This window comes from Pseudomonas sp. JS3066, from assembly GCF_036328175.1.
Taxonomy (GTDB): Bacteria; Pseudomonadota; Gammaproteobacteria; order Pseudomonadales; family Pseudomonadaceae; genus Metapseudomonas.
This window is the reverse complement of the sequence record NZ_CP143312.1, coordinates 4,240,895-4,266,685: the sequence shown is the minus strand read 5'-3', so window position 1 is coordinate 4,266,685 and position 25,791 is coordinate 4,240,895. Positions and strand designations below refer to the sequence as shown.

The window sequence follows — 25,791 nt, the reverse complement described above, 5'->3', positions numbered from 1 at the left end:
ACATGAAAAGAATGATGTATTCCGGCGCCGGACTGCTGCTCATCGCCCTGGCTTTCCTTGCCTTCAACATGCTCGCCGGCCTGACCCTGACCAACGCGCGGGTCGATCTCACCGAGCAGAAGCTCTACACCATTTCTGACGGTACGAAGCAGATCCTTGGCGAGATCGACGAGCCGATCAACCTGTACTTTTTCTACTCCGACAAGTCCGCCAAGGACCTGGTCGTGCTGCGCAACTACGCCCGCCGCGTAGAGGAGATGCTGAAAGCCTACGAGCGCGCCGCCGACGGCAAGATCAAGTTGCACGTCATCGATCCCGAGCCCTTCTCCGAGGACGAGGACAAGGCCGCCGAGTTCGGCCTTCAGGCCGTGCCGTTGCAACAGGGGGGCGACCAGATCTATTTCGGCCTGGCAGGCACCAACGGAGTGGATGACACCCAGATCATTCCGTTCTTCCCGCTGGACCAGGAGGAGTTCCTCGAATACGAGGTCAGCCGCCTGGTGCAAAGCCTGGCCAAGCCGGAGCGCCCGGTGGTGGGGATTCTCTCCGGTCTGAAGCTCAATGGCGGCTTCGACATGATGACCCGTCAGCCGACCCAGCCCTGGATGGTGATGGAGGAAGTTCGCCAACTGTTCCAGATCGAGAGCCTGAAGAGTGATATCGACCAGATTCCCGAGAAGGTCTCTGTATTACTGCTGGTGCATCCGAAGAACCTGCCACAGCAGACCCAATACGCCATCGACCAGTTCGTCCTGCGTGGAGGCAAGCTGCTGGCCTTCGTGGACCCTTGGAGCGAAGCGGACAGCGGCATGGAAATGCCGGGTGAGCCGGGCGGGGACAAGTCGTCTGACCTGGACGCGCTGTTCAAGGCCTGGGGACTGCAGATGGTGCCGGGCAAGGTGCTGGGGGACGGTGCCAATGCGATGTCCGTCAGCGTGGGCCAGGACAAGCCGCCGGCGCGCCATGCCGCCTGGCTCAACCTGCCAAGGCATAGCCTTGATCAGAACGATGTCAGTACCGCCGGCCTGGAGAACATCACCGTGGCCACCGCTGGCATCCTCAAACCGCTGGATGGCGCCAAGACCCATTTTGTGCCGCTGATCCAGAGTTCCGAGTACTCCATGCCCTTCGACGTGCAACGCTTCGGAATGCTCGCGGATCCCGAAGAATTGATTCGTGAGCTCAAGCCGACCGGCCAGCGCTACACCGTGGCCGCGCGGATCAGTGGGCCGGCAGAATCGGCTTTCCCTGAGGGTATCGAAGGTCGCAAGGACGGCCTGAAGTCCGCCGAGAACATCAACGTGATCGCCGTCGCCGACACTGACATCCTCAGCGACCGTATGTGGGTGCAGGTGCAGGACTTCTTTGGCCAGCGCGTACCGCAACCCTGGGCCGACAACTCGGGCTTCGCCATCAACGCGCTGGACAACCTGGCCGGCTCCGATGCACTGATCAGCGTACGTTCCCGCGGCCGCTACAGCCGCCCGTTTGACGTAGTGGAGAAGCTCCAGCGCGATGCCGAGGTCAAGTTCCGCGAGCAGGAGCAGGAACTCCAGCAGCGCCTGGCGGACACTGAGCAGAAGCTGGCCTCGCTGCAGCAGAACCAGGACCCTGCCAAGGCCCTGGAACTGACTCCGGAACAGCAGGCGGCGCTGCAACAGTTCGTCCAGGAAAAGCTGCGCATTCGCAAGGAACTTCGCGATGTGCGCTTCCAGCTCAACGCCAGCATCGAAGACCTGGGGCGCACCCTGAAATTCATCAACATCGCCCTGGTGCCGCTGGTGCTGACCCTGGGTGTGCTGGTGCTGTGGTTCTGGCGCCGCCAGCGCAAGGCCTGAGGGAGACACAATGGGACACAAAGGTCTGATCGTTCTTGCGTTGCTGGCCGCCGGTCTTGGCACCGCCTATGTCATTCAACACGACAGCTCGCGGCCCCAACCGCAGCCGACCGGTGTCACACGCGAGCTGCTGTTACCTGCGCTGCAAGGCAGGCTGGCGAGCGTGTCCGCCCTTGACGTGCAAATACCTGGGCAGCCGGATCTGCGACTGGCGCGCAAGGATGGCCTCTGGGTACTACCGGCCAAGGCCGACTACCCAGCGGCCGGACTGCCCGTGGCGACTCTGCTGCGGGCGCTGGCAGATGCGCGCAAGGTGGAGGCCAAGACTGCCAATCCGGAGTTGCATGGCCGAGTCGGCCTCGCTGACAAGGGAAGCGCCGAGGAACAGGGAACGAGGATCAAGCTGGAGCGCGGTGGCGAGCCCCCGTTGGAGCTTCTCGTGGGAAAACCGGCGCAACAGGGCAACGGTCAGTTGGTGCGTCTCTACGGCGACAATCAGGTCTGGCTGATCGACCAGGCCATCACGTTGCCTGCGAACGAACTCGGCTGGCTGGATCGTCGGGTGGCCGGCATTCCGTTCGCCAGCGTGAGGCAGGTGGAAATCACCTATCCGAGTGGCAACCGCCTGACTGTCTATCGCGATACGGCCGAAGAACCCAACCTCAAGCTCAAGCAACTGCCCAAGGGGCGCAGGCTGGCCTTTGATGCTGCGGCCAATGGCATGGCGACGCTGTTCGCTGGCCTCGAGTTCGCCGACAACGCGCCCTTGGCGCAAGTGCAGTTCAAGGGCAAGCCGATGCTCCAGTTCAGTCTTTCCACCTTCGATGGTGGAGAGCTTCGCGGCGAGGTCTTCAGTCAGGGCGAGCAGGCCTGGATGGTTCTGAAGGACAAGAAGAAACTTGTCGATGAGCAAGTGCCGGGCAAACTGGATTGGGCCTATCGGCTGGAACCATTCCAATATCAGGCATTGGCCAAGAAGCTCGAGGATGTACTTGCGGCCAAGTAGTGCAAGTTGTTGAGGGGGCGGTAAATCGGACAATAGCCAGTTCATTTCCGCCTATCCTTATGCCCCATTTTGTACTTCCAAAGAGCCAAAAAAGGGCGCCCAGCCCGCGTGGCACGGCCATTCTGCACTGTCATAAAAAAGTGCTTTTCAGCGCGAACTCTTGTCGTATACTCCGGTCGCGGTCAAAAAAAGAACGCCATTCGAAGTAGCCGCTCCAAGCTTGATTCGGCCGGGGTCGGATATAACAAGAAGAACGTCTTTGTCGTACCGTCGAAACCCCCACCAAAGGGGGTAAACAACAAAATTGTGAGTTGGAGAGAGCAGTAATGGCTGATCGTGAGGTCGGAACCGTCAAGTGGTTCAATGACGCCAAGGGCTATGGTTTCATTCAGCGCGAAAGCGGTCCTGATGTATTCGTTCACTACCGCGCTATCCGCGGCGAGGGCCACCGCTCTCTGCTGGAAGGCCAGAAGGTAGAGTTTTCCGTGATCCAGGGTCAGAAAGGCCTGCAGGCGGAAGACGTCGCCAAGGTCTGAGACTCAAAAACAAAAGGCCCGTCAGTGACGGGCCTTTTGTTTTCTGCGAATCCTGCACCGGGCGGCCGAAAATTCATTCGGTGCGCCAGATGATCTCCTGCTCGCCTTCCGCATTAACCTTGATCCAGCGGTCGGCATCCTCCTCGCCCTGTACTTCCTGCCAACCACCTGGCGCGCAGCGGATTTCCACTCCGAGAGCCGCGAAGGCCGCGCGGGCACAACCCAGATCGTCCTCCCAAGGCGTTGTGTCGCTTTCCAGGTAGAGGCTGTTCCACTTGCCCACGGCCTTCGGTAGCCAGGTCACGGGAATGTTCCCTGCCAGGCATTTGAAGGTCTGCCCTTTCTGCTGCCAGGGCGTGCATGAGCCCAGCGCCTCGTTGAGCCAGACGGTGACGGCGTCCTGGTCGGCGTCCTTGAGGTAGATCTCGATATCGGGTTGGCGCATGGGGACTCCCTAGATTCGTTCGATCCAATCGTAGCGGATTGAAACCGTGACCTCGAATGGTGCCGACACTACTGCCTCACGGCGCTCGGCATTGGCGCGCCAGCCGTGGGGGGTCATCGCCAGCAGGTCGGCGCGGGCGTCTGCTTCGTCCAGTTGCAGGCGATAGGTCAGGTTTTCGCTGTGGGCCAGGCGCATGCCAGCAGGGATCTGCGCCAGGTGCTTCTGGTCGTCGTAGTCGCGCACTTCGTCATAGAGCTTCTCGCGCAACTCCAGCAGGTGCTCACGAGTTGGCCCCATTCGCAGCAGGCCACCACCTGGAGAAAGCAGGCGCAGCGCTTCCTGCCAGTCCAGCGGGCTGAAGACGCTGGCGAGCAACTGGCAACTGGCATCGGCCAGGGGCACGCGCGCCATGCTCGCCACCAGCCAGTGCAGCTGCGGTGCGCGGCGACAGGCGCGTTTGACCGCCTCGCGGGAGATGTCCAGGGCATAGCCGTCGGTGGCGGGAAGGGCCATCGCCAGTTGGCTGGTGTAATAGCCCTCGCCACAACCGATATCCAGCCAGCGCTCCGGATCCCGTTCGGCGGCCAGGGCGGCCAATCGGCTGGCGAGCGGTGCATAGTGGCCGCCATCGAGGAAGCGTCGGCGTGCCTCGACCATGGTGGCGTTGTCGCCCGGATCGCGGCTGTTCTTGTGTTGCACTGGCAGCAGGTTGTAGTAGCCCTGGCGGGCGCGGTCGAAGCTGTGGTTCGCCGGGCACGCCAGGCCCTGGTCGCGGGCGCTCAGCGCGCCCTGGCAGAGGGGGCAGATGAGCGTCATTGTGCGAGCAGTCGGACCAGGGTCTGCTGGTAGATGTCGGTCAGCAGATCGAGATCGCTGGCCAGCACCCGCTCGTTCACCTGGTGGATGGTGGCATTCACCGGACCGAGCTCGACGACTTGAGTACCCATGGTGGCGATGAAGCGGCCATCGGAGGTGCCGCCACTGGTGGACGGCGTAGTGTCGCGGCCGGTGATGGCCTTGATGCTCGCGGAAACTGCGTCCAGCAGTTCACCCGGCTGAGTCAGGAAGGGCAGGCCGGACAGCGACCACTCCAAGTGGTAGTCCAGGCCATGCTTGTCGAGAACCGCCTCGACGCGGCGCTGCAGGCCTTCCACCGTGGATTCGGTGGAGAAGCGGAAGTTGAATACTGCTACCAGATCGCCCGGGATCACGTTGGTGGCGCCTGTGCCGGAGTTGAGATTGGAGACCTGGAAGCTGGTCGGCGGGAAGAAGGCGTTGCCGTCATCCCAGTGCTCGGCGGCGAGTTCGGCCAGGGCGGGAGCTGCCAAATGAATGGGGTTCTTCGCCAGGTGCGGGTAGGCCACGTGTCCCTGGACGCCGCGCACGGTCAGCTTGCCGCCCAGGGAGCCGCGACGGCCGTTCTTCACCACGTCACCCACCAGCGAGGTGCTCGACGGTTCGCCGACGATGCACCAGTCCAGGCGCTCGCCACGAGCGGCCAGGCGCTCGACTACGGCCTTGGTGCCGTGATGGGCCGGGCCTTCTTCGTCGCTGGTGATGAGGAAGGCGATAGCGCCCTTGTGCTGCGGGTGTTCGGCGACGAAGCGTTCGACCGCGATCACCATGGCCGCGAGGCTACCTTTCATGTCCGCCGCGCCACGACCGCAGAGCATGCCCTGCGCGTCGATCAGGGCATCGAACGGCTGGTGCTGCCAGGCTTGCACGGGGCCGGTGGGGACCACGTCGGTATGGCCGGCGAAGCAGAGCACCGGGCCATCGCCGCCACGGATGGCCCAGAAGTTTTCCACATCCTCGATGCGCATGCGCTCGATGCGGAAGCCTACGGCCTCCAACCGACGCATCATCAAGTCCTGGCAGCCTTCGTCGACCGGGGTGACCGAGGGACGACGAATGAGGTCGCAGGCGAGTTCGAGGGTGGGGGACAGGGACGACATGAAGGGCTCCGGAGGGCAGCGCGGCAACGCAAGGGATGAAAAGGCCGATATCTTAAAACAAGAACGGCGGCCATAGGCCGCCGTTTAAGGGTTTCGCTCGCCAATCAGGCGGTGGCGACCTCCTCTTGCTCCTCTTCCTGACCCTTGGGCAGGGAGGAGAGGAGGGCCATGATCAGCGCTGCCAGGTAAGGCAGCGACTGCACCAGCAGCATGGCCACCCAGAACTTCACGTCCGGACTGGGCATGCCCTGGACGATGGCGATCCCGATCGCCGCACCCCAGAGCAGAAGCATCACGAAGACTTCTTCGCGGGCTTCGGCCAGGGCCATCAACAGGCCGTGATTGCTGCGCATCTTCGGCGTGCGGAAGAACGGGATGCTCTTGGTGAAGAAACCATAGAGCACGGCCTTGGCGATGGTATGCGAGAGGGCAAGGCCCGCCACCGCTGCGCAGAAGGCGTCCTTCAGGTTGACCCCCACCGCGCGCTGGTAGAGGAAGACGATTTTGCCGACTTTGAAGAAGAACAGCGCCAGCGGCGGGATGGCGAAGATCAGCAGCGGCGGGTCGACCCGTTGCGGCACGATGATCATCGCCGCCGACCAGAGCAGGGCACCGGCGGTGAAGAAGATGTTCAGGCCATCGGCGACCCAGGGCAGCCAGCCCGCGATGAAGTGGTAGCGCTGGCCTTGCTTTAGCTTGGAGTCCTTGCCGAGGAACAGGCTGCGGGCGTGGCCTTTCATGATCTGAATGGCGCCATAGGCCCAGCGGAAGCGCTGCTTCTTGTAGTCGATGAAGGTGTCCGGCATCAGCCCACGACCAAAACTCTCGTGCGCGTAGGCGGCGGCATAACCGCTCTTGAACACGCGCAGACCCAGTTCGGCGTCTTCGCAGATGGTCCAGTCGGCCCACTTCAACTCGTCCATCACACTGCGACGGATCATGGTCATGGTGCCGTGCTGGATAATGGCGTTGCGGTCGTTGCGGGTGACCATGCCGATGTGGAAGAAGCCCTTGTATTCCGCGTAGCAGAGGCGCTTGAAGGTGTTCTCGTTGCCGTCGCGATAGTCCTGCGGTGACTGCACCACGGCGATCTCCGGGTCGGCGAAGTGCGGAACCATGTGCTTCAGCCAGTTGCGGTCGACGCAGTAGTCGGAGTCGATCACCGCCACAACTTCGGCGTCTGTTGCGGTGTACGGCAGGATGTAGTTCAGCGCACCACCCTTGAAGCCTTCCAGCGGGGCGACATGGAAGAATTTGAAGCGCGGGCCCAACTGCTCGCAGTAGTCGCGCACCGGTTCCCAGACAGCCGGGTCCTTGGTGTTGTTGTCGATGATCAGGACTTCGTAGTCCGGATAGTCGAGGTTGGCGAGGGCGTCGAGGGTCTGTTTGACCATCTCCGGCGGCTCGTTGTAGCAGGGCACGTGTACCGAGACTTTCGGACGGTAGGCGCTGTCGGCCAGCACCGGCAGGAACGGACGGCGGCGCTTGCGCACCCAGACCGCCTCGGCGAGTTCATGGGCTTCGGTCAGCAGCACGATGAATACGCCCAGGGCGCCGACACCGAGGAGCAGACCGACGGTCAGGCTGAACCAGGTGCTGTACTGCTGGCTGTAGTCGTAGGCGATCCACACCAGTACCGAGCCGCCGGCGAAGGCGACGAAGGTCAGGAAGGTGCGGCCGCGCTGGCGCAGTGCGCTGCCATCGATCAGCATCAGGGCCAGGGCCAGCAGTGCCATGACCACAGAAGCGACCGCGAGCATGCGCCATTGCGGGATGGCGATCACCGGCCCTTCGAAGGCGAACTTCGGCTGGCGGTCGAGGTTGTAGACGCCCCAGTAGGCGCCCACCGAACCTTCGTCACTGGCCTTCCACGGCTGGTCGAAGGCCTCGATCACGAAGTAGTTGTAGCCCTTGGCGTTGAGAGCGTTGACCAGGGTTCGCAGGTAGATGGCCTGGTCGGCTTGGGAAGCGTCGGCACCGCCGCGCATGCGGCCGTTGCTCGGCCAGCCCACTTCGGAAAGCAGCAAGGGCTTCTTCGGGAAGGCTTTCTTCAGGTCCTTGGCGCGCTCCAGGACGAACTCGGTGGAGTCCTCCATCGGCACGAACTCCCAGTAAGGCAGCACGTGGGCGGCCACCAGGTCGACGTGCTTGGCCAGTTCCGGATACTTCAGCCAGATGTGCCACTGCTCGGAGGTGGTCACCGGTACCTTCACGGCTGCGCGCACGCGGTCCAGATAGACCATCAGGTCCTTGCGGCTGATCTCGCGACGGAACAAGGCTTCGTTACCCACTACCACGCGAACCACGCTACGGGAGGCGTTGGCGATTTCGATGGCCTTGGCGATCTCGCGCTCGTTGCGTTCCTCGTCCGGGCTGATCCAGACACCAAGGGTCACCCGCAGGCCGAACTCTTCGGCCAGGCGCGGAATGTCGGCCAGGGTGCCGTCCACCGAGTAGGTGCGGATGTTGTCGGTCTGCTTGCTTACCAATTCGAGGTCCTGGCGGATCTGCTCGTCGTTGGGATAGCGGTTGGTTTGCGGGTTCTGGTCCGCCCGGAACGGCGAGAAGGAGTAGCCGGATATCTGTTCCGGCCAGTCCGGCGCGGTGACCGGGCGGTTGTAGAGCGCCCAGATACCGGTGAACAACGCGGCGACTGCCACGAAGACCACCAGGTTGAGTCCAAATTTACGCGATGGCATAGAGGTCAAGGGTTCCGAATCGAGGAACTGGGTTCCATACGAGAATGATCGCCATTTGATCAAAATTCGTACAAAACCTGGGGTAGGGCCAGCGATATGCTGGTCGGCGCGAATCCTACCCCGGCGCCCAACAGCTGTATAGATTGCGACCAGCCGGGGAAGCCGGATAGCTGTCCCCGCCAGATGGTTTGTTTGCCCGCGGCGCGAGAAGTTCGACCGACGAATCGAAATGCCGCTTCGGCTTGACCTGGATCAGCTTCAGAGGGCGCGCAGCAGAATGCGTTCGCTGGCTTCCAGGTCAAGGTCTCGGCGCTCGCTCAGCGCGGTCATTCCATGGCGCTCCAGTTGCGCGAGCACCTGGGGGATCACATCGGCATCCAGGCCATGTTCGGACAGACGGGTAGGCACGCCCATGCGCTTGAAGAAATCGCGGGTAGCCTGAATCGCTGCGTCGATACGCTGTTCTTCGTCGCCTTCCTTCAGACCCCAGACGCGCGCCCCGTATTGAAGCAGCTTCTCGCGCTTGACCTGGCGGCGTTCCGCCAGGAGGGCCGGCAGCACCACGGCCAGGGTCTGGGCGTGATCGATGTGGTACAGCGCAGTCAGCTCGTGGCCGATCATGTGGGTCGACCAGTCCTGGGGTACGCCGCAGCCGAGCAGACCGTTCAGCGCCTGAGTGGCACACCACATCAGGTTGGCGCGTATGGCGTAGTCCTCCGGGTTGGCCAGGGCCTTGGGGCCTTCTTCTATCAGGGTCAGCAGCAGGCCTTCGGCATAGCGGTCCTGCAGGGGCGCATCGGCAGGGTAGGTGAGGTACTGCTCGATGGTGTGGACAAAGGCATCCACCACGCCATTGCCGATCTGCCGGGGCGGCAGGCTGAACGTGGTGCGCGGGTCGAGGATGGCGAAGCGCGGGTAGAGCAGGGCGCTGGAGAACGGCAGCTTTTCCTGGCGGCCAACGTGGGTAACCACACCGTGGGGATTGCTCTCGGAGCCGGTGGCGGCCAGTGTCAGTACGCAGCCCATGGGAAGGGCGGCGGTGATCCGCTTGCCACTGAGCAGGTCCAGCGGGTCACCGTCGTAGCAGGCCGCCGCAGCGATGAACTTGCTGCCATCGATTACCGAGCCTCCACCCACGGCAACGATGAAGTCGCACTGTTCGGTTTTGGCCTGTTCGGTTGCTCTGACCAGGGTGTCGAACTGCGGATTGGCCTCGATTCCGCCGAAACGGACGACCTTGTGATCAGCCAACGCCTCCTCGACCTGTTGCCAGACACCGTTCTGGAAGATGCTTCCTCCGCCGTGGGTCACCAGCACCCGGCTACCGGCCGGGACATCCCGCGTCAGCTTGCTGATCTGGCCTTCGCCGAAGTGGATGCGGGTAGGGTTGTAGAAGGTGAAGTTGCGCATGACCGGCTCCCTTGTCGTTATCGGCCGACTATAGCCCTGGCGCACCGTGCCCGAATCTATAGGTCGCCATTCAGCGGCAATGGACTTGGGCCGAGGGATAGCGCTTCCTATAATGCGCGCCCGCCCGAAAGTTGGCGATGGGAGTGATTGGGATGAGTACAGACGAGCGTTTTGGCGGCATCGCCCGGCTATATGGCCTGGAAGGACTTGCCCGGCTGCAGGCCGCCCATGTGGCTGTGGTCGGCATTGGCGGCGTGGGTTCCTGGGCGGCCGAGGCCCTGGCGCGCTCAGGGGTGGGGGAGATATCCCTGTTCGACCTGGATGACGTCTGCATCACCAACACCAATCGCCAGGTGCATGCCATCGAGGGAGCCGTGGGCAAGGCCAAGGTGGATGTGATGGCCGAGCGCCTTCGTGCCATCAACCCGGCTTGTGTCGTTCACGCCGTGGCCGACTTCGTGACCCGCGAGACCATGGCCGAGTACATCACGCCCGCACTGGACGCTGTGATCGACTGCATCGACAGCGTAGCGGCCAAAGCCGCGCTGATCGCCTGGTGCAAGCGACGCAAGATCCAGATCGTTACCACCGGCGGTGCAGGCGGCCAGGTGGACCCGGCCCAGATCCAGGTCGCCGACCTGAACAAGACCTTCAACGACCCGCTGGCGGCCAAGGTGCGTTCCACCCTGCGCCGCGACTACAACTTCTCCCGTACACCGGGGCGCACCTACAGCGTGCCCTGCGTGTTCTCGACGGAGCAGTTGCGCTACCCGATGCCGGATGGCTCGGTGTGCCAACAGAAGAGTTTCGTCGGCGAAGGCGTGAAGCTGGACTGCGCTGGCGGATTCGGTGCGGTGATGATGGTGACCGCGACCTTCGGCATGGTAGCGGCAGCGAGGATTGTGGATAAGTTGGTGGCAGGGGCGCGCAGGCCGTCGGAGCGCCAGGCGGGCTAGGGACGGCTGCGCCGTCCTTTTGCGAATGAATTAGCCCCCAGAGTGCTCATGCCTGCGCCATTTCCCGCATTTTCTTGAGGACGGCGTTCAGGCCATTGCTGCGTGAAGGCGACAGTTGGCGGCCGAGGCCGAGCTGGCTGAACCAGTCCGCCAGATCGACGGCAGCCAGTTCGCCCGCCGACAGCCCTTCCACCCGTGCTACCAGCACTGCCAGCAGGCCGCGAATCAACCGGGCGTCGCTGGCAGCACGAAAGTGCCAATGCTCGTCTTGCCGTTCGCCCACGAGCCACACCTGGCTTTCACAGCCATGCACCCGATTGGTGTCGTTGCGCTCGGTATCCGTAAGCGGCTCCAGCCGCTCACCCCATTGCATCAATAGACGCGCGCGCTGTTCCCAGCCTCCGGCGGCAGTGAAGGCGTCCAGGGCTTCCTGTGCCTTTGCGGGTAGGCTCATCGCAGCAACTCCAGGGCCTTGTCCAGCGCGGCAAAGAACCGCTCCAGATCATCGCCGTTGTTATACAGGCCGAGGGACACGCGAACAGCACCTTGCACGCCAAGGGTCTGCATGAGCGGCATGGCACAGTGATGCCCGGCACGCACGGCAATACCCTGCTCGGTGAGAAGGTGGGCCAGGTCAGCGCTATGCACGCCATCGATGCTGAAACTGGCGAGCGCCAGTTCCGGGGCACCGAGGAGACGCACGCCGTCTCGTGCGCCAAGGCCGGCCAGTAGCTTGGCGTGAAGGGCCGCCTCATGCCCGGCGATGGTGGCAGCTTCCAGGTTGCCCAGGTAGTCCAGCGCCGCGCCCAGGCCGATAACCGAAGCAATCGCCGGGGTACCGGCTTCGAAGCCCAGGGGCGCGCCATGGAAATCGGCCGTCTGGTAGCCGGTGGTATGGACCATCTCACCTCCAAACTGCCAATGCTTCAGGCGGCCCAGGGCCTCGTTACGGCCATAGAGCACGCCGACGCCGTCCGGGCCGTAGAGCTTGTGGCTGGAGAATGTGTAGAAGTCGCAACCCATAGCCTGTACGTCATGGCGGCCATGGACTGCGCCCTGGGCACCGTCGACCACGGTAATGGCGCCTTGGCTGCGCGCCAGGGGCAGCAGTTCGGTCAGCGGCTGCCAGCGACCGAGCACATTGGACAGCTGACTCACCGCCAACAAGCGGGTACGCGGGCCAATCAACTGCCGGGCCTGCTCCAGATCTATCAGGCCACGATCATCCAGTGGCAGCACCACCAGCTTGAGCTGCCTGCGCAGGACGAGTTGCTGCCAGGGCAGCAGGTTGGCGTGATGCTCCAGCGCGCTGATGGCGATCTCATCGCCAGGCTGGAACAGGTGCTCCAGGCCGTAGGCCAGCAAGTTGATTGCCTCGGTGACGCCTCGGGTGAAGAGGATTTCCGCCGGATTCGCGGCATTCAGCCACTGCGCTGCGCGCATCCGGGTCCCTTCAAAGGCTCGGGTGGCGCGTTCTCCGGGCAAGTGTTGGGCGCGATGTACATTAGCCGCGCCACTGGCGTAGTAGCCGAGCAGGGCGTCGAGCACTGGCTGGGGCTTCTGCGAGGTGGCGGCACTGTCCAGATAGGTCTGCCCCTCGGCCGCCAGGGCCGAAAGGGCGGGGAAGTCGGAGCGCCAGGGTGAAATCAGGGACATGGCTTGCAGCACGCAAAATAAGGAGTGAAGCGTTGCGAATAACGGCCAGCTGAAACATGAACAGGCCCGGACACACGTTCTACTGAGTGTAAACGAGCGTCCGGGCCTGGTCGGAAACTGTCCCGAAGCCGAGGCTTCGGGACCATGGCTCAGTTGTGAGCGTGCAGGGCTTCGTTCAGCTCGATGGCAGTCTTGTTGGTCTTGCACTCAACGGCGCCGTTCTGCGAGTTGCGGCGGAACAGCAGGTCAGCCTGGCCAGCCAGGTCGCGGGCCTTGACCACTTTCACCAGCTGGTTCTGGTCGTCCAGCAGGGCCACCTTGGTGCCAGCGGTGATGTACAGGCCTGCTTCAACGATGTTGCGGTCACCCAGCGGAATGCCGATGCCGGCGTTGGCGCCGATCAGGCAGCCTTCGCCTACGGAGATGACGATGTTGCCGCCGCCGGACAGGGTGCCCATGGTGGAGCAACCGCCGCCCAGGTCCGAGCCTTTGCGTACGAAGACGCCTGCGGACACGCGGCCTTCGATCATGCCCGGACCTTCGGTGCCGGCGTTGAAGTTGACGAAGCCTTCGTGCATCACGGTGGTGCCTTCACCCACGTAGGCGCCCAGGCGTACGCGGGCGGTATCGGCAATACGCACGCCGGCCGGAACCACGTAGTCGGTCATTTTCGGGAACTTGTCCACGGAGAAGACTTCCAGCAGCTCGCCCTTCAGGCGGGCTTCCAGCTGGCGCTCGGCCAGTTCGGCCAGGTCGACGGCGCCCTGGCTGGTCCAAGCCACGTTCGGCAGCAGCGGGAAAATGCCGGTCAGGTTCAGGCCATGGGGCTTGGCCAGGCGGTGAGACAGCAGGTGCAGCTTGAGGTAGGCCTCCGGGGTGGAGGTCAGGGCGGCGTCTTCGGCCAGCAGGGTGGCGACCAGCGGCTTGTGGCTTTCGGCCAGGCGGGTCAACAGGGCTGACTGCGCTGCGTCGATATCCTTGAGCACGGTCGCCAGTTGGGCGGCCTGGGCATTGCTGATGGTGATGGCCTGGTTGCCGGCACTGTAGCCGAGCACCGGGGCGACTGCAGCGACCAGTTGCTCGGACGGCTTGAGCAGCGGAAGGGCGTAGAAGACTTCCAGCCAGTTGCCCTGGCGATTCTGGGTACCGACGCCGAAGGCGATGCTGAAGAGAGCGTTGGACATGAGGATTCCTCTTGCTGAAGGGGTTGATCAGGCGGGGCGGCGGCTGAGCAGCAGGCCCAGGCCGGCGCTGCCCAGCAGGACAGCGCAGCCACGGTTGAACAGGCGCCGGGCACGAGGCCCGGCGAGCAGGCGGCCGAGATTCAGCCCGGCCAGGGCGTAAAGCAGAATGGCCAGCCATTCCAGGGCCAGGAAGGCCAGGCCTAGAGCCAGGAATTGCGGGCCGACCGCCTGCTGCGGATTGACGAACTGCGGCAGGAAGGCGGTGAAGATCAGGATCGCCTTGGGATTGCCCGCGGCTACCCAGAACTCTTGGCGCGACAGCTTCCACAGGGACAGGCGAACGACCTCGCCGGGTTCGGCGAAGTGGCCACCTGGTGCGCGCCAGAGCTGGTAGGCCAGCCAGAACAGGTAGCCGGCGCCCAGCAGCTTGATGGCCAGGAACAGCGTGGCCGAAGCCTGCAGGACCAGGGCCAGCCCTGAGGCGGCGAGGGCGATCATCCCGGCGAAGGCCAGCAATCGTCCGGCACCAGCGAGGCAGGCGGGGCGCAGACCCTGGCGCGCTGCGTTATGCAGCGACAGCAGGTTGTTCGGCCCCGGCGCCATGTTCAGCGCGAAGCAGGCCGGGATGAAGAGCGCCCAGGCGATTTCCATGGTTACTTGAAGGCGGCCGCGTAAAGGTCCGGCTTGAAGCCGACCAGGGTGCGATCACCCAGGTCCAGCACCGGACGCTTGATCATCGAGGGCTGGGCCAGCATCAGGGCGATTGCCTTTTCCTGGTCAAGGTCGGCCTTCTGCGCGTCGTCCAGTTTGCGGAATGTGGTTCCGGCGCGGTTCAGGACGGTTTCCCAGCCGTGTTCGGCGCACCATTTGTCGAGATTGGCGCGATCGATGGCCGATGCCTTGTAGTCATGGAAGCTGTAGGCGACGCCTTGCTCTTCGAGCCAGGTGCGGGCCTTCTTCATGGTGTCGCACGCTTTGATGCCGTAGAGGGTGATGCTCATCGTGTATTTCCTTTGAATCTCACAGGCCCCTGATGAAGTCGCGGATACGTTCACCGGCTTCGACACACTCGGCCAGCGGGGCCACCAGGGCCATGCGTACGCGGCCCGCACCGGGGTTGAAGCCATTCACAGCGCGCGACAGGTAGGAGCCGGGGACCACGGTGACGTGCTCGCGGGCGAACAGTTCGCGGGTGAAGGTCTCGTCGTCCACCGGCGTCTTCGGCCAGAGATAGAAGCCGCCGTCCGGGCGCTGCACATCGAGGACCGGACCAAGGATATCCAGCATTGCGTCGAATTTCTCTCGGTACAGGGCGCGGTTGGCGCGCACGTGCACTTCGTCATTCCAGGCTGCGACGCTGGCCAGCTGGGTCTGCACAGGCATCGCACAGCCGTGGTAGGTGCGGTACAGCAGGAAGGACTTGAGGATGCCTGCGTCGCCGGCGACGAAGCCCGAGCGCAGGCCAGGCAGGTTGGAGCGCTTGGACAGGCTGTGGAACACGACGCAGCGCTTGAAGTCGGAGCGGCCGAGTTCGGCGCAAGCGGTGAGCAGTCCAGCCGGCGGGTTCTGCTCGTCGAAGTAGAGCTCGCTGTAGCACTCGTCGGCCGCGATCACGAAGTCGTGCTCGTCGGCCAGGGCGATCAGCTTCTTCAGGGTATCTACCGGGATCAGCGCGCCGGTAGGGTTGCCCGGAGAGCAGAGGAAGAGGACCTGGCAACGCTGCCAGACGTCCGCTGGAACGGTGTCGAAGTCCGGGTTGAAGCCGTTCTCCGCCAGGCATGGCAGGTAATGGGGCTCGGCACCGGCCAGCAGGGCTGCACCTTCGTAGATCTGGTAGAAGGGGTTCGGGCTGACTACCAGTCCGTTATCTGCACGATTGACCACTGCCTGGGTGAAAGCGAACAGCGCCTCGCGGGTGCCATTCACCGGCAGTACGTGGCGGGCAGCATCGAGCCAGCCACCCGGTACCTTGAAGCGACGCTCGCACCATTGGGCAATGGCCTCGCGCAGCGCCGGAATGCCCAGGGTCGTGGGGTAGACCGCCAGTTGGTCGAGATTGGCCGACAGGGCTTCGGCGACGAAAGCCGGAGAGCGGTGCTTGGGTTCGCCGATGGACAGGGCGATGGCCTTCTTCTCCGCCGGTGACTGGGCGCCGGCCAGCAGGGCACGGAGTTTCTCGAAGGGGTAGGGCTGCAGATGATTCAGGGCGTCGTTCATGGTTGTAGGGCGTCAACAGGGAGGTCGTGGGTAAAACGGTGCAATCCGGCCTGCGGCCTTATTGCACCCTACGGGTTCAGATGCTTATTCGCGTGGGGTCCAGGCTCTGCCCATTGGCTTCGGACAACTGGGAGACGATCGCCTCCTGCAGCCGCAGGCAGAGCTCAGGGTCGGAGAGTGGCTGGTTGTCCGCATCGGTGACGAAGAAAACGTCTTCCACGCGCTCGCCCAGGGTGGCGATCTTGGCGTTCTGCAGCGACAGGTCGAACTCCAGGAAGATACGCCCGATGCGCGCCAGCAGGCCAGGGCGGTCGGGGGCGATCAGTTCGAGGATGGTCACCGGACGCTGCGCGTCATTGGAGATGGTCACTTGTGGCGGGAATGCAAAGTGCTTGAGCTGGCGCGGGACGCGGCGCTGGATGATGGCCGGGTACTCGTCCGGATTCTTCAGGGCGTCGATCAGGCCTTCACGGATTTCGCGGATACGCGCCGGGTTCTCGCCGATCCGCCCGCCGTCCGCGTCGAGCACGATGTAGGTGTCGAGGGTGAACTGGCTGGTGGACGTGATGATCCGTGCGTCATGAATGTTCAGATTCAACTGCGACATGGCCGCCACGGTCACGGCGAAGAAGTCGTGCTGGTCCGGCGCGTAGATGAATATCTGTGTAGCGCCTTCGAATTCGCGCTGGGCGGTTTCCTTGATCAGTACCAGCGGGTCGTTGCCGGCCGGATGCTGGAGTATCGCCTCGGTATGCCAAACCACGTCGCTGGCGGTATGGCGCAGGAAGTAGTCGTCGCCCAACTGGCTCCAGAGCTGTTCGGCCTCGTCCTGGTCGATGCCGTTGCGCACCAGGGTATCGATGGCGGCGGACTGGGTCTGGCGAATCTGCTCTTCGCGGTCCAGTGGATTTTCCAGGCCACGGCGCAATGCGCGCTTGGTCTCGGTGTAGAGCTGGCGCAGCAGGCTGGCGCGCCAGGAGTTCCAAAGGCTCGGGTTGGTGGCGTTGATATCGGCCACGGTGAGCACATAGAGGTAATCCAGACGGGTCTGGTCGCCTACCAGACGCGCGAAGTCGTAAATCACCTGCGGATCGGAAAGGTCCTTGCGCTGCGCTGTGGTGGACATCACCAGATGATGCTGCACCAGCCAGGCCACCAGTCGTGAGTCCCATACCGGCAACTGGTGTCGTGCGCAGAAGACCTCGGCATCCACGGCGCCCAGCTCGGAGTGGTCGCCGCCACGGCCCTTGCCGATGTCGTGGTAGAGCCCGGCGAGGTAGATCAGTTCGGGCTTGGGCAGCTTGTCCATCAGCTTGCTGGCCAGGGGGAATTTCTCCGCCAGCTCGGGCCACTTCAACTTGCGCAGGTGTTTGATCAGGTTGAGAGTGTGGGCATCCACCGTATAGATGTGGAACAGGTCGTGCTGCATCTGCCCGATGATCTGGCCGAACTCCGGTAGGTACAGGCCAAGGATGCCGTAGCGATTCATCCGGCGAAGATTGCGGTGGATGCCTTGGGCGGACTTGAACAGCTCGATGAACAGGCTGGTATTGCGGATGTCCTTGCGGAACTCGTCGTCGATCAGATGACGGCTTTCACGCAGCAGGCGAATGGTATCGGCGCGAACGCCCTTGATCTCTGGGTGCTGGGCCATCAGCACGAAGATTTCCAGCATTGCGAAGGGCGTGCGCTTGAAGACGTTCGGGTGGGTCACCTCGATGTAGCCGTCGCGCAGCTGGAAGCGGCTGTTGAGCGGCTGTGCCTGACCGGTTTCCCCTGCACGCAGGATGACTTCCTCGAAATGCTGGTTGATCAGGTCGCTGAGTTCGGAGACGCCCATCACCACCCGGTAGTACTTCTGCATGAAACGTTCGATGTTGAGCTTTCCGTCTCCGTCCCCGAAGCCGAGGAGGGCGGCGATCTTGCGTTGGTGGTCGAACAGCAGTCGGTCTTCGGCTCGACCGGCGAGCATGTGCAGCGCGTAGCGGACCTTCCAGAGAAACTCCTGGCTGGAGGCCAGCATGCTGCACTCGCTTTCTACAAGGAAGCCTTGCTGCACCAGGCCGTGCAGGTTGAGGCTGCCGAACTGCCGACGAGCGACCCAGAGAATGGTCTGGATGTCACGCAGGCCGCCGGGGGAACCCTTCACGTTGGGTTCCAGGTTGTATTCGGTGTCGTTGTATTTGGCGTGGCGTGCCTTCTGCTCGGTGCGCTTGGAGAGGAAGAAGTGCTTGCTCGGCCACATCTGCTCGGGGCTGGTGACGTCCAGCATGCGCTGACGCAGGTGCTCGGGACCAGCAATGGTACGGCTTTCCATCAGGTTGGTGATCACCGTCAGGTCGGCACGTGCTTCTTCGGCGCATTCGGCAACCGAGCGAACGCTCTGACCGACTTCCAGGCCGATGTCCCAGAGCAGGGTGAGGAAGCCTTCGATGGGCGCGCGGAAGACTTCGTGGTCGGCGCTGTCCAGCAGGATCAGCAGGTCGATGTCAGAGTAAGGATGCAGCTCGCCGCGACCATAGCCGCCCACTGCCAGCAGGGCGATGTCGGCATCTTCGCTCCAATCGAAGCGCTCCCAGGCCGCCCGCAGTATCTGGTCGACGAACCAGGCACGATCCTCCACCAGGCGACGGATGTCGCGACCGTTGGTGAAACGGTTGTCGAGCACGTCGCGGGCCTGGCGGATGGCTTTCTTGAAGGCAGCGATGGGGCTGGACTTCAAGGCCAGTTCCGCCTGGAACTGCCCGCGGTCGAACAACTCGGGATCCACCTGCGGCATGGGGCGGCATTCCTTATATAGGTTGTTGATCAGGACGAGGTGCGCGGCAGGGTATCGTCGCTGCGCAGGGTGAGGATCTCATAGCCGTCGGCGGTGACCAGTACGGTGTGCTCCCACTGTGCGGAGAGCTTGCGGTCCTTGGTGATGGCGGTCCAGCCGTCGCCGAGCAAGCGCGTTTCCGGGCGGCCCTGGTTGATCATCGGCTCGATGGTGAAGGTCATGCCTTCCTTGAGTTCCATGCCGGTGCCGGCGCGGCCGTAGTGCAGGACCTGGGGTTCTTCGTGGAACACGGCACCGATGCCGTGGCCGCAGTACTCACGGACCACGGAGTAGCCCTGCTTCTCGGCATACTTCTGGATCACCTCGCCGATGTCGCCCAGGCGAGCGCCAGGCTTGACCAGCTCGATGCCCTTGTACATGCATTCCTGGGTCACGCGGCAGAGCTTGTCCGCCCATTCCGGCGCCTTGCCCACCATGAACATCTTGCTGGTGTCGCCGTGGTAGCCGTCCTTGATGACGGTGACGTCGATATTAACGATGTCGCCATCCTTCAGCGGCTTCTCGTTGGGAATGCCGTGGCACACCACGTGGTTGATCGAGGTGCAGATCGACTTGGGGAAGCCCTTGTAATTGAGGGGCGCGGGGATGGCCTGCTGCACGTTGACGATGTAGTCATGGCAGATGCGGTCCAGTTCGTCGGTGGTCACGCCGGCTTTGACATGCTCGCCGATCATCTCCAGCACTTCGGCGGCCAGGCGGCCGGCAACGCGCATTTTCTCGATTTCTGCGGGCGTCTTGATGGTGACGGTCATATTGGCTCTCGGGCGCAAACGGAAAAGGCTTGATATTAACAGCTTCAAGCCGCAAGCCATAAGCGGCTGGCAGCAAGCGGCCTGTTTTGCTGGGCATTGTTCCAGTAGCTTGGGTCTGCTTTTTGTGCTATAAAACGCGCCGCTTTACGGACGACCTGTCTGCAAGGCACAAACCCACACACGTATCGACACGATTTCCTGGGTGCCCGCAAGGGTTGGAAATTGGGATGCGTGGAGGCCTAACCCGACTATCGAGGAATAGAAATGTCCCAAGTCAATATGCGCGATATGCTGAAGGCCGGTGTGCACTTCGGCCACCAGACCCGTTACTGGAACCCGAAAATGGGCAAGTACATTTTCGGCGCGCGTAACAAGATCCACATCATCAACCTTGAAAAAACCCTGCCGATGTTCAATGAAGCTCTGTCCTTCGTTGAGAAACTGGCTGCAGGCAAGAACAAGGTTCTGTTCGTCGGCACCAAGCGTTCCGCTGGCAAGATCGTTCGCGAAGAAGCTGCTCGTTGCGGCTCCCCGTACGTCGATCACCGCTGGCTGGGCGGCATGCTGACCAACTACAAGACCATCCGTCAGTCCATCAAGCGTCTGCGCGACCTGGAAACCCAGGCCCAGGACGGCACCTTCGCCAAACTGACCAAGAAAGAAGCCCTGATGCGTACCCGCGACCTCGAGAAGCTCGAGCGCAGCCTGGGTGGTATCAAGGATATGGGCGGCCTGCCGGACGCTCTGTTCGTGATCGACGTTGACCACGAGCGCATCGCCATCAGCGAAGCCAACAAGCTGGGTATCCCGGTAATCGGCGTAGTCGATACCAACAGCAGCCCTGAAGGCGTTGATTACGTCATTCCGGGTAACGACGACGCCATTCGCGCCGTTCAGCTGTACCTGGCCAGCGTTGCTGATGCTGTAATCCGCGGCCGTCAGAATGCCGTTGGTGGCCCTGACGAGTTCGTTGAAGAAGCTGCTTCCGAGGCCGCTGAAGGCTGATTTGACAGCCCTCTAGCGTTACCCGGTGCGCAAGAAGGGGGCTAGGCCCCCTTTTTGCCACCTCCGAATTGTGAATGCCCGGATTCCGGGCTGAATGGTTGAAAACCTATTCAAGAGGATTGCGACATGGCAGAGATTACTGCAGCCCTGGTTAAAGAACTGCGCGAGCGTACCGGCCTCGGCATGATGGATTGCAAGAAGGCCCTGACCGCCGCTGACGGCGACATCGAAAAGGCCATCGACGACATGCGTGCCGCTGGTGCCATCAAGGCTGCCAAGAAGGCTGGCAACATCGCCGCCGAAGGTGCCATCGCTGTCAAGGTTGCTGACGACAATAAGGTTGCCGTCATCATCGAAGTCAACTCCCAGACCGACTTCCTGGCCCTGCAGGACGACTTCAAATCCTTCGTTGCCGCTTCCCTGGAACAGGCTTTCAACGAGAAGCTGACCGACGCTGCTCCGCTGGTTGAGTCCCGCGAAGAGGCTCGCCTGGCCCTGGTTTCCAAGACCGGTGAGAACGTCAACATCCGTCGTCTGAGCCGCGTTGAAGGTGACGTGGTTGGCGCCTACCTGCACGGCCACCGCATCGGCGTAGTCGTGAACCTGAAGGGTGGCAACCCGGAGCTGGCCAAGGACATCGCCATGCACGTGGCAGCCAGCAATCCGCAGTTCCTGAGCTCGTCCCAGGTTTCCGAAGAAGCCATCGCCAAGGAAAAGGAAATCTTCCTGGCCCTGAACGCCGACAAGATCGCCGGCAAGCCGGAAAACATCGTCGAGAACATGGTCAAGGGCCGTATCGCCAAGTTCCTGGCCGAGGCCAGCCTGGTCGAGCAGCCTTTCGTCAAGGATCCGGAAGTCAAGGTAGGTGATCTGGCCAAGAAAGCCGGCGCCGAGATCGTTTCCTTCGTTCGTTATGAAGTAGGTGAAGGCATCGAGAAAGTCGAAGTCGACTTCGCTGCCGAAGTAGCTGCTCAAGTCGCTGCTACCAAGCAATAAGACGGCTCCGGCTGTCGCCCCAAGAGGCTGCCCGCTCACGCGCGCGGCCTCTTCGTCAAACTGGGGAGCCATTTTGGGGTGGCTTCCACGGCGGGCCCGGTTGTCGGGCACCAACCGCCGTTTGCGCAGTCTCAGGACTCGCCAGTACATCGGGCCTTTAGGCCCAAGAATTCAATAGCGCCGCAGGAGAGATACGCAATGGCTCAGCAGGTGAGTGGTCGCCAACCTCGCTATAAACGCATTCTGCTCAAACTCAGCGGTGAGGCCCTGATGGGGTCCGAGGAGTTCGGTATCGATCCGAAGGTCCTCGATCGCATGGCGCTGGAGATCGGCCAACTGGTCGGTATCGGCGTGCAGGTCGGCCTGGTAATCGGCGGCGGCAATCTTTTCCGCGGTGCGGCCCTCAGCGCCGCTGGCATGGACCGCGTGACCGGCGACCACATGGGCATGCTGGCTACCGTGATGAATGCCCTTGCCATGCGCGATGCGCTGGAACGTTCCAATATCCCGGCCATCGTGATGTCGGCGATATCCATGGTCGGCGTGACCGATCACTACGACCGCCGCAAGGCCATGCGCCACCTGGCTTCCGGCGAAGTGGTGATCTTCTCTGCCGGTACCGGCAACCCCTTCTTCACCACTGACTCGGCCGCGTGCCTGCGTGCCATCGAGGTGGATGCGGACGTGGTACTGAAAGCCACCAAGGTCGATGGCGTGTACACTGCCGACCCGTTCAAGGACCCCAATGCCGAGAAATTCGAGCGCCTGACCTACGACGAGGTGCTGGATCGCAAGCTGGGTGTCATGGATCTCACGGCCATCTGTCTGTGCCGTGACCAGAAGATGCCGCTGCGGGTCTTCAATATGAATAAACCGGGTGCCTTGCTGAACATCGTGGTTGGCGGCGCCGAAGGAACCCTGATCGAGGAGGGCGAACAGTGATCAACGAGATCAAGCAAGAAGCGCAGGAGCGCATGAAGAAAACCCTGGAATCGCTGGATCATGCTTTCGCCAAGATCCGCACCGGGCGCGCGCATCCGAGCATCCTGGATAGCGTGATGGTGTCCTACTACGGTACTGACACTCCGCTGCGCCAGGTTGCCAACGTGATTGCCGAGGACTCCCGTACCCTGGCCCTGACCGTGTTCGACAAGAGCATGATCCAGGCTGTGGAAAAGGCCATCATGACCTCCGACCTGGGCCTGAACCCGGCCACTGCCGGCACCACCATTCGCGTACCGATGCCCGCGCTGACCGAGGAAACCCGCAAGGGTTTCACCAAGCAGGCGCGAGCTGAAGCCGAGAACGCCCGTGTTGCCGTGCGCAACATCCGTCGCGATGCCCTGGCGCAGCTGAAGGACCTGGTCAAGGAAAAGGAAATCAGCGAAGACGACGAGCGTCGTGGCGCTGATGACGTCCAGAAGCTGACCGACAAGTTCGTCGGCGAAGTCGACAAGGCTCTGGAAAACAAAGAAAAAGACCTGATGGCCGTCTGACGTCCGGAATCGTCATGGACAAGAACCAGCAAGGCGCGAACCCCGCGGTGCCACGGCATGTGGCGATTATCATGGACGGTAACAACCGTTGGGCGAAGAAGCGTCTGCTGCCTGGCGTAGCCGGCCACAAGGCCGGCGTGGATGCGGTCCGGGCTGTGATCGAGGTGTGCGCCGAGGCAGGCGTCGAAGTGCTCACCCTGTTCGCCTTCTCCAGTGAGAACTGGCAGCGCCCGGCTGACGAGGTGAGCGCCCTGATGGAGCTGTTCCTGGGGGCGCTGCGCCGTGAGGCACGGCGCCTGAACCAGAATGACATCCGGCTGCGCATCATCGGCGATCGCTCGCGCTTCCATCCGGAGTTGCAGGCCGCCATGCGCGAAGCCGAACAGTTGACCGCCAGCCATCAGAAGTTCGTCCTCCAGGTCGCCGCCAACTATGGCGGTCAGTGGGACATCACCCAGGCCGCACAGCGCCTGGCGCGAGAGGTCCAGGCTGGTCACCTGCAAGTGGACGATATTTCCCCGCAGTTGCTGCAAAGTTGCCTGGTTACCGGCGACCTGCCGCTGCCCGACCTGTGCATCCGCACCGGTGGCGAGCACCGCATCAGCAACTTCCTGCTTTGGCAGCTCGCTTATGCAGAGCTGTATTTCTCCGATCTCTACTGGCCCGACTTCAAGCACGAAGCCATGCGTAAGGCGCTGACCGACTACGCAAAGCGCCAGCGTCGCTTCGGCAAGACGAGCGAGCAGCTAGAAGCCGAGGCCCGAGCCAAATGCTGAAACAACGCGTCATCACCGCGCTGGTGTTGCTGCCCATTGCCCTTGCGGGTTTCTTCTGGCTGGACGGTGGCGCCTTCGCGCTGTTCATCGGTGCCGTTGTGAGCCTCGGTGCCTGGGAATGGGCGCGCCTGGCGGGCTTCTCTTCCCAGCCCTTGCGCGTCGCTTACGGACTTCTCGTGGCGGCGCTGCTCTATGGGCTTTATCTCGTGCCGGCCATGGCGCCCCTGGTACTGGTGCTTGGTGTGCTCTGGTGGGGGGCTGCCACGGTTTTCGTGTTGGGATACCCCGAAACCAGCCGCTACTGGGGTGGAACACCTGGCAAGCTGGTCATCGGTTTGTTGATCCTGCTTCCCGCCTGGCAGGGCCTGATCCTGTTCAAGCAGTGGCCGCTGGCCAACTGGCTGATCCTGGCAGTGATGGTGCTGGTCTGGGCAGCCGATGTCGGCGCCTATTTCTCCGGCAAGGCTTTCGGTAAACGCAAGCTTGCGCCTCAGGTGAGTCCCGGTAAGAGCTGGGAAGGCCTGGTGGGTGGATTGCTGGCCAGTCTCCTGATTACCGCAGGTGTCGGTTTCTATCGTGGATGGGTCGGTTCCGAGCTGTTGCTGGCCTTGGTGGGTGCAGCCCTGGTTGTGCTGATCTCGGTGGTAGGGGACCTGACCGAAAGCATGTTCAAGCGTCAGTCCGGCATCAAGGACAGCAGCAATCTGCTGCCGGGCCACGGTGGCGTACTGGACCGAATCGATAGCCTGACCGCGGCCATCCCGCTGTTCGCCGCGCTGCTCTGGGCCGCTGGCTGGGGAGCCCTGTGACTCAGCCGCAACGCATTACCGTTCTGGGTGCGACTGGCTCGATAGGTCTCAGCACCCTCGACGTCATAGGTCGTCATCCTGATCGCTATCAGGCTTTCGCGCTCAGTGGCTTCAGTCGCCTGAGCGAGCTGGAGGCGCTGTGTCTGCGCTATCGGCCCGAGTTCGCTGTGGTGCCGGACGCCGATTCCGCCCGTCACTTGCAAGGCGGCCTGCTGGCGGCCGGATTGCACACTCGCGTCCTGGTTGGCGAGCAGGGTCTTTGCGAAGTCGCTGCGCATCCGCAGGTCGACGCAGTAATGGCCGCTATTGTCGGTGCCGCCGGCCTCAAGCCTACCCTGGCAGCCGTGGAGGCTGGCAAACGCGTGCTGCTGGCCAACAAGGAAGCGCTGGTAATGTCCGGCGCCCTATTCATGCAGGCCGTACGCAAGAGCGGTTCCGTGCTGCTGCCCATCGACAGCGAGCACAACGCGATCTTTCAGTGCCTGCCTCGGGATTACGCTCAGGGTTTGGCTCCCGTAGGCGTTCGGCGCATCCTGCTGACCGCCTCAGGCGGCCCGTTCCGTGAGATGCCGCTGGCACAACTGCCGGATGTTTCGCCCGAGCAAGCCTGCGCCCACCCGAATTGGTCCATGGGGCGAAAGATCTCCGTTGATTCGGCCAGCATGATGAACAAAGGTCTCGAACTGATCGAAGCCTGCTGGCTTTTCGATGCGCGGCCGGCCCAGGTTGAAGTGGTGATACACCCGCAGAGCGTTATCCACTCCCTGGTGGACTACGTGGATGGCTCGGTACTGGCGCAGCTCGGCAATCCGGACATGCGCACCCCCATCGCCCACGCAATGGCTTGGCCGGAGCGCATCGATTCCGGTGTGTCGCCGCTGGACTTGTTCGCGGTGGCTCGTCTGGACTTCCAGGCGCCGGACGAAGAGCGCTTCCCATGCCTGCGTCTTGCGCGGCAGGCGGCAGAGGAGGGGGGCAGCGCCCCGGCGATGCTCAATGCCGCCAACGAGGTGGCTGTGGCGGCATTCCTGGATAGGCGCATCCGCTTCACAGAGATCGCGAGTATCATCGACGAAGTGCTGAACCGCGAAGCGGCGAATGCGGTCGAAACGCTGGATTCCGTACTGCTGGCGGATGCCCGTGCTCGGGCGGCGGCGCAGCAGTGGTTAGTCCGTCAAGGGCGGTAACAGGTGGCCTAGACAGCCCGCCTGTTCCG

At 62.7% G+C, this 25,791-nt stretch carries 24 protein-coding genes; 11 read left to right on the top strand and 13 right to left on the bottom strand.

The features are described from left to right. Positions 1-2 precede the first annotated feature (2 nt). The 3 genes from SA496_RS20105 to SA496_RS20095 all read left to right on the top strand — a co-directional run bounded on the left by SA496_RS20105 (position 3) and on the right by SA496_RS20095 (position 3,380). Positions 3-1,838, top strand: coding sequence for a GldG family protein (locus SA496_RS20105; RefSeq protein ID WP_120654841.1), 1,836 nt, complete (start codon positions 3-5; stop codon positions 1,836-1,838). 10 nt (positions 1,839-1,848) lie between these two features. Continuing rightward, positions 1,849-2,844, top strand: a complete 996-nt coding sequence (locus SA496_RS20100) for a DUF4340 domain-containing protein (RefSeq protein ID WP_120654842.1) — start codon at positions 1,849-1,851, stop codon at positions 2,842-2,844. A gap of 326 nt (positions 2,845-3,170) precedes the next feature. Further along, on the top strand, positions 3,171-3,380 hold the full coding sequence (locus tag SA496_RS20095) for a cold-shock protein (RefSeq protein WP_016494409.1): 210 nt from the start codon (positions 3,171-3,173) through the stop codon (positions 3,378-3,380). 73 nt (positions 3,381-3,453) lie between these two features. Here SA496_RS20095 and SA496_RS20090 read toward each other — a convergent pair whose 3' ends face one another. From SA496_RS20090 to SA496_RS20070, 5 genes are all read right to left on the bottom strand, one after another. Beyond that, complete coding sequence (locus SA496_RS20090) at positions 3,454-3,825, bottom strand: hypothetical protein (RefSeq protein ID WP_120654843.1); 372 nt, start codon at positions 3,823-3,825, stop codon at positions 3,454-3,456. 9 nt (positions 3,826-3,834) lie between these two features. After that, on the bottom strand, positions 3,835-4,641 hold the full coding sequence (locus tag SA496_RS20085; protein ID WP_153920816.1) for a putative RNA methyltransferase: 807 nt from the start codon (positions 4,639-4,641) through the stop codon (positions 3,835-3,837). Beyond that, on the bottom strand, positions 4,638-5,780 hold the full coding sequence (dapE, locus tag SA496_RS20080) for a succinyl-diaminopimelate desuccinylase (protein WP_153920818.1): 1,143 nt from the start codon (positions 5,778-5,780) through the stop codon (positions 4,638-4,640). Before dapE ends, SA496_RS20085 begins: the two co-directional genes overlap by 4 nt. A 104-nt stretch (positions 5,781-5,884) precedes the next feature. Further along, entirely contained in the window at positions 5,885-8,479 is a 2,595-nt protein-coding gene (locus SA496_RS20075) for a glycosyltransferase (protein ID WP_330114354.1), read from the bottom strand. A 258-nt stretch (positions 8,480-8,737) separates the two neighbouring features. Further along, positions 8,738-9,889, bottom strand: a complete 1,152-nt coding sequence (locus SA496_RS20070; RefSeq protein ID WP_330114353.1) for an iron-containing alcohol dehydrogenase — start codon at positions 9,887-9,889, stop codon at positions 8,738-8,740. A 152-nt stretch (positions 9,890-10,041) separates the two neighbouring features. Here SA496_RS20070 and tcdA point away from each other — a divergent pair, with 152 nt between their 5' ends. Further along, positions 10,042-10,845: a tRNA cyclic N6-threonylcarbamoyladenosine(37) synthase TcdA gene (tcdA, locus tag SA496_RS20065; protein WP_330114352.1), complete on the top strand. Its 804-nt coding sequence runs from the start codon at positions 10,042-10,044 to the stop codon at positions 10,843-10,845. Positions 10,846-10,891: 46 nt separating this feature from the next. Here tcdA and SA496_RS20060 read toward each other — a convergent pair whose 3' ends face one another. From SA496_RS20060 to map, 8 genes are all read right to left on the bottom strand, one after another. Further along, positions 10,892-11,299, bottom strand: a complete 408-nt coding sequence (locus tag SA496_RS20060; RefSeq protein WP_120654849.1) for a SufE family protein — start codon at positions 11,297-11,299, stop codon at positions 10,892-10,894. Next, entirely contained in the window at positions 11,296-12,501 is a 1,206-nt protein-coding gene (locus SA496_RS20055) for an aminotransferase class V-fold PLP-dependent enzyme (protein WP_330114351.1), read from the bottom strand. The genes SA496_RS20060 and SA496_RS20055 overlap by 4 nt, the downstream gene beginning before the upstream one ends. A 149-nt stretch (positions 12,502-12,650) precedes the next feature. Then, positions 12,651-13,685: a 2,3,4,5-tetrahydropyridine-2,6-dicarboxylate N-succinyltransferase gene (dapD, locus tag SA496_RS20050; protein ID WP_120654851.1), complete on the bottom strand. Its 1,035-nt coding sequence runs from the start codon at positions 13,683-13,685 to the stop codon at positions 12,651-12,653. A 27-nt stretch (positions 13,686-13,712) separates the two neighbouring features. Next, entirely contained in the window at positions 13,713-14,336 is a 624-nt protein-coding gene (locus tag SA496_RS20045) for a LysE family translocator (protein ID WP_120654852.1), read from the bottom strand. 2 nt (positions 14,337-14,338) lie between these two features. Then, positions 14,339-14,686, bottom strand: a complete 348-nt coding sequence (locus SA496_RS20040; protein ID WP_120654853.1) for an ArsC family reductase — start codon at positions 14,684-14,686, stop codon at positions 14,339-14,341. A 19-nt stretch (positions 14,687-14,705) separates the two neighbouring features. Next, a complete protein-coding gene (gene dapC / locus SA496_RS20035) occupies positions 14,706-15,902 on the bottom strand; it encodes a succinyldiaminopimelate transaminase (protein WP_330114350.1) in 1,197 nt (398 codons plus the stop codon). Positions 15,903-15,978: 76 nt separating this feature from the next. After that, entirely contained in the window at positions 15,979-18,681 is a 2,703-nt protein-coding gene (locus SA496_RS20030; protein ID WP_120654855.1) for a [protein-PII] uridylyltransferase, read from the bottom strand. A 29-nt stretch (positions 18,682-18,710) separates the two neighbouring features. Further along, a complete protein-coding gene (map, locus tag SA496_RS20025) occupies positions 18,711-19,493 on the bottom strand; it encodes a type I methionyl aminopeptidase (RefSeq protein WP_120654856.1) in 783 nt (260 codons plus the stop codon). 264 nt (positions 19,494-19,757) lie between these two features. Here map and rpsB point away from each other — a divergent pair, with 264 nt between their 5' ends. From rpsB to ispC, 7 genes are all read left to right on the top strand, one after another. Beyond that, positions 19,758-20,498, top strand: a complete 741-nt coding sequence (gene rpsB / locus SA496_RS20020) for a 30S ribosomal protein S2 (RefSeq protein ID WP_120654857.1) — start codon at positions 19,758-19,760, stop codon at positions 20,496-20,498. Between the two features lie 126 nt (positions 20,499-20,624). Beyond that, a complete protein-coding gene (gene tsf / locus SA496_RS20015) occupies positions 20,625-21,494 on the top strand; it encodes a translation elongation factor Ts (RefSeq protein ID WP_120654858.1) in 870 nt (289 codons plus the stop codon). Positions 21,495-21,692: 198 nt separating this feature from the next. Next, positions 21,693-22,436 (top strand): UMP kinase, encoded by a 744-nt coding sequence (gene pyrH, locus SA496_RS20010; RefSeq protein WP_077527672.1) that lies wholly within the window; start codon positions 21,693-21,695, stop codon positions 22,434-22,436. Continuing rightward, the gene (gene frr, locus SA496_RS20005; RefSeq protein ID WP_120654859.1) at positions 22,433-22,990 is read left to right on the top strand and encodes a ribosome recycling factor; all 558 of its coding nucleotides are present in this window, start codon (positions 22,433-22,435) and stop codon (positions 22,988-22,990) included. Before pyrH ends, frr begins: the two co-directional genes overlap by 4 nt. A 14-nt stretch (positions 22,991-23,004) precedes the next feature. Further along, positions 23,005-23,766, top strand: a complete 762-nt coding sequence (gene uppS, locus SA496_RS20000) for a polyprenyl diphosphate synthase (protein ID WP_120654860.1) — start codon at positions 23,005-23,007, stop codon at positions 23,764-23,766. Next, positions 23,760-24,575, top strand: coding sequence for a phosphatidate cytidylyltransferase (locus SA496_RS19995; RefSeq protein WP_330114349.1), 816 nt, complete (start codon positions 23,760-23,762; stop codon positions 24,573-24,575). Before uppS ends, SA496_RS19995 begins: the two co-directional genes overlap by 7 nt. Beyond that, positions 24,572-25,762: a 1-deoxy-D-xylulose-5-phosphate reductoisomerase gene (ispC, locus tag SA496_RS19990; protein WP_120654862.1), complete on the top strand. Its 1,191-nt coding sequence runs from the start codon at positions 24,572-24,574 to the stop codon at positions 25,760-25,762. The genes SA496_RS19995 and ispC overlap by 4 nt, the downstream gene beginning before the upstream one ends. Positions 25,763-25,791 lie beyond the last annotated feature (29 nt).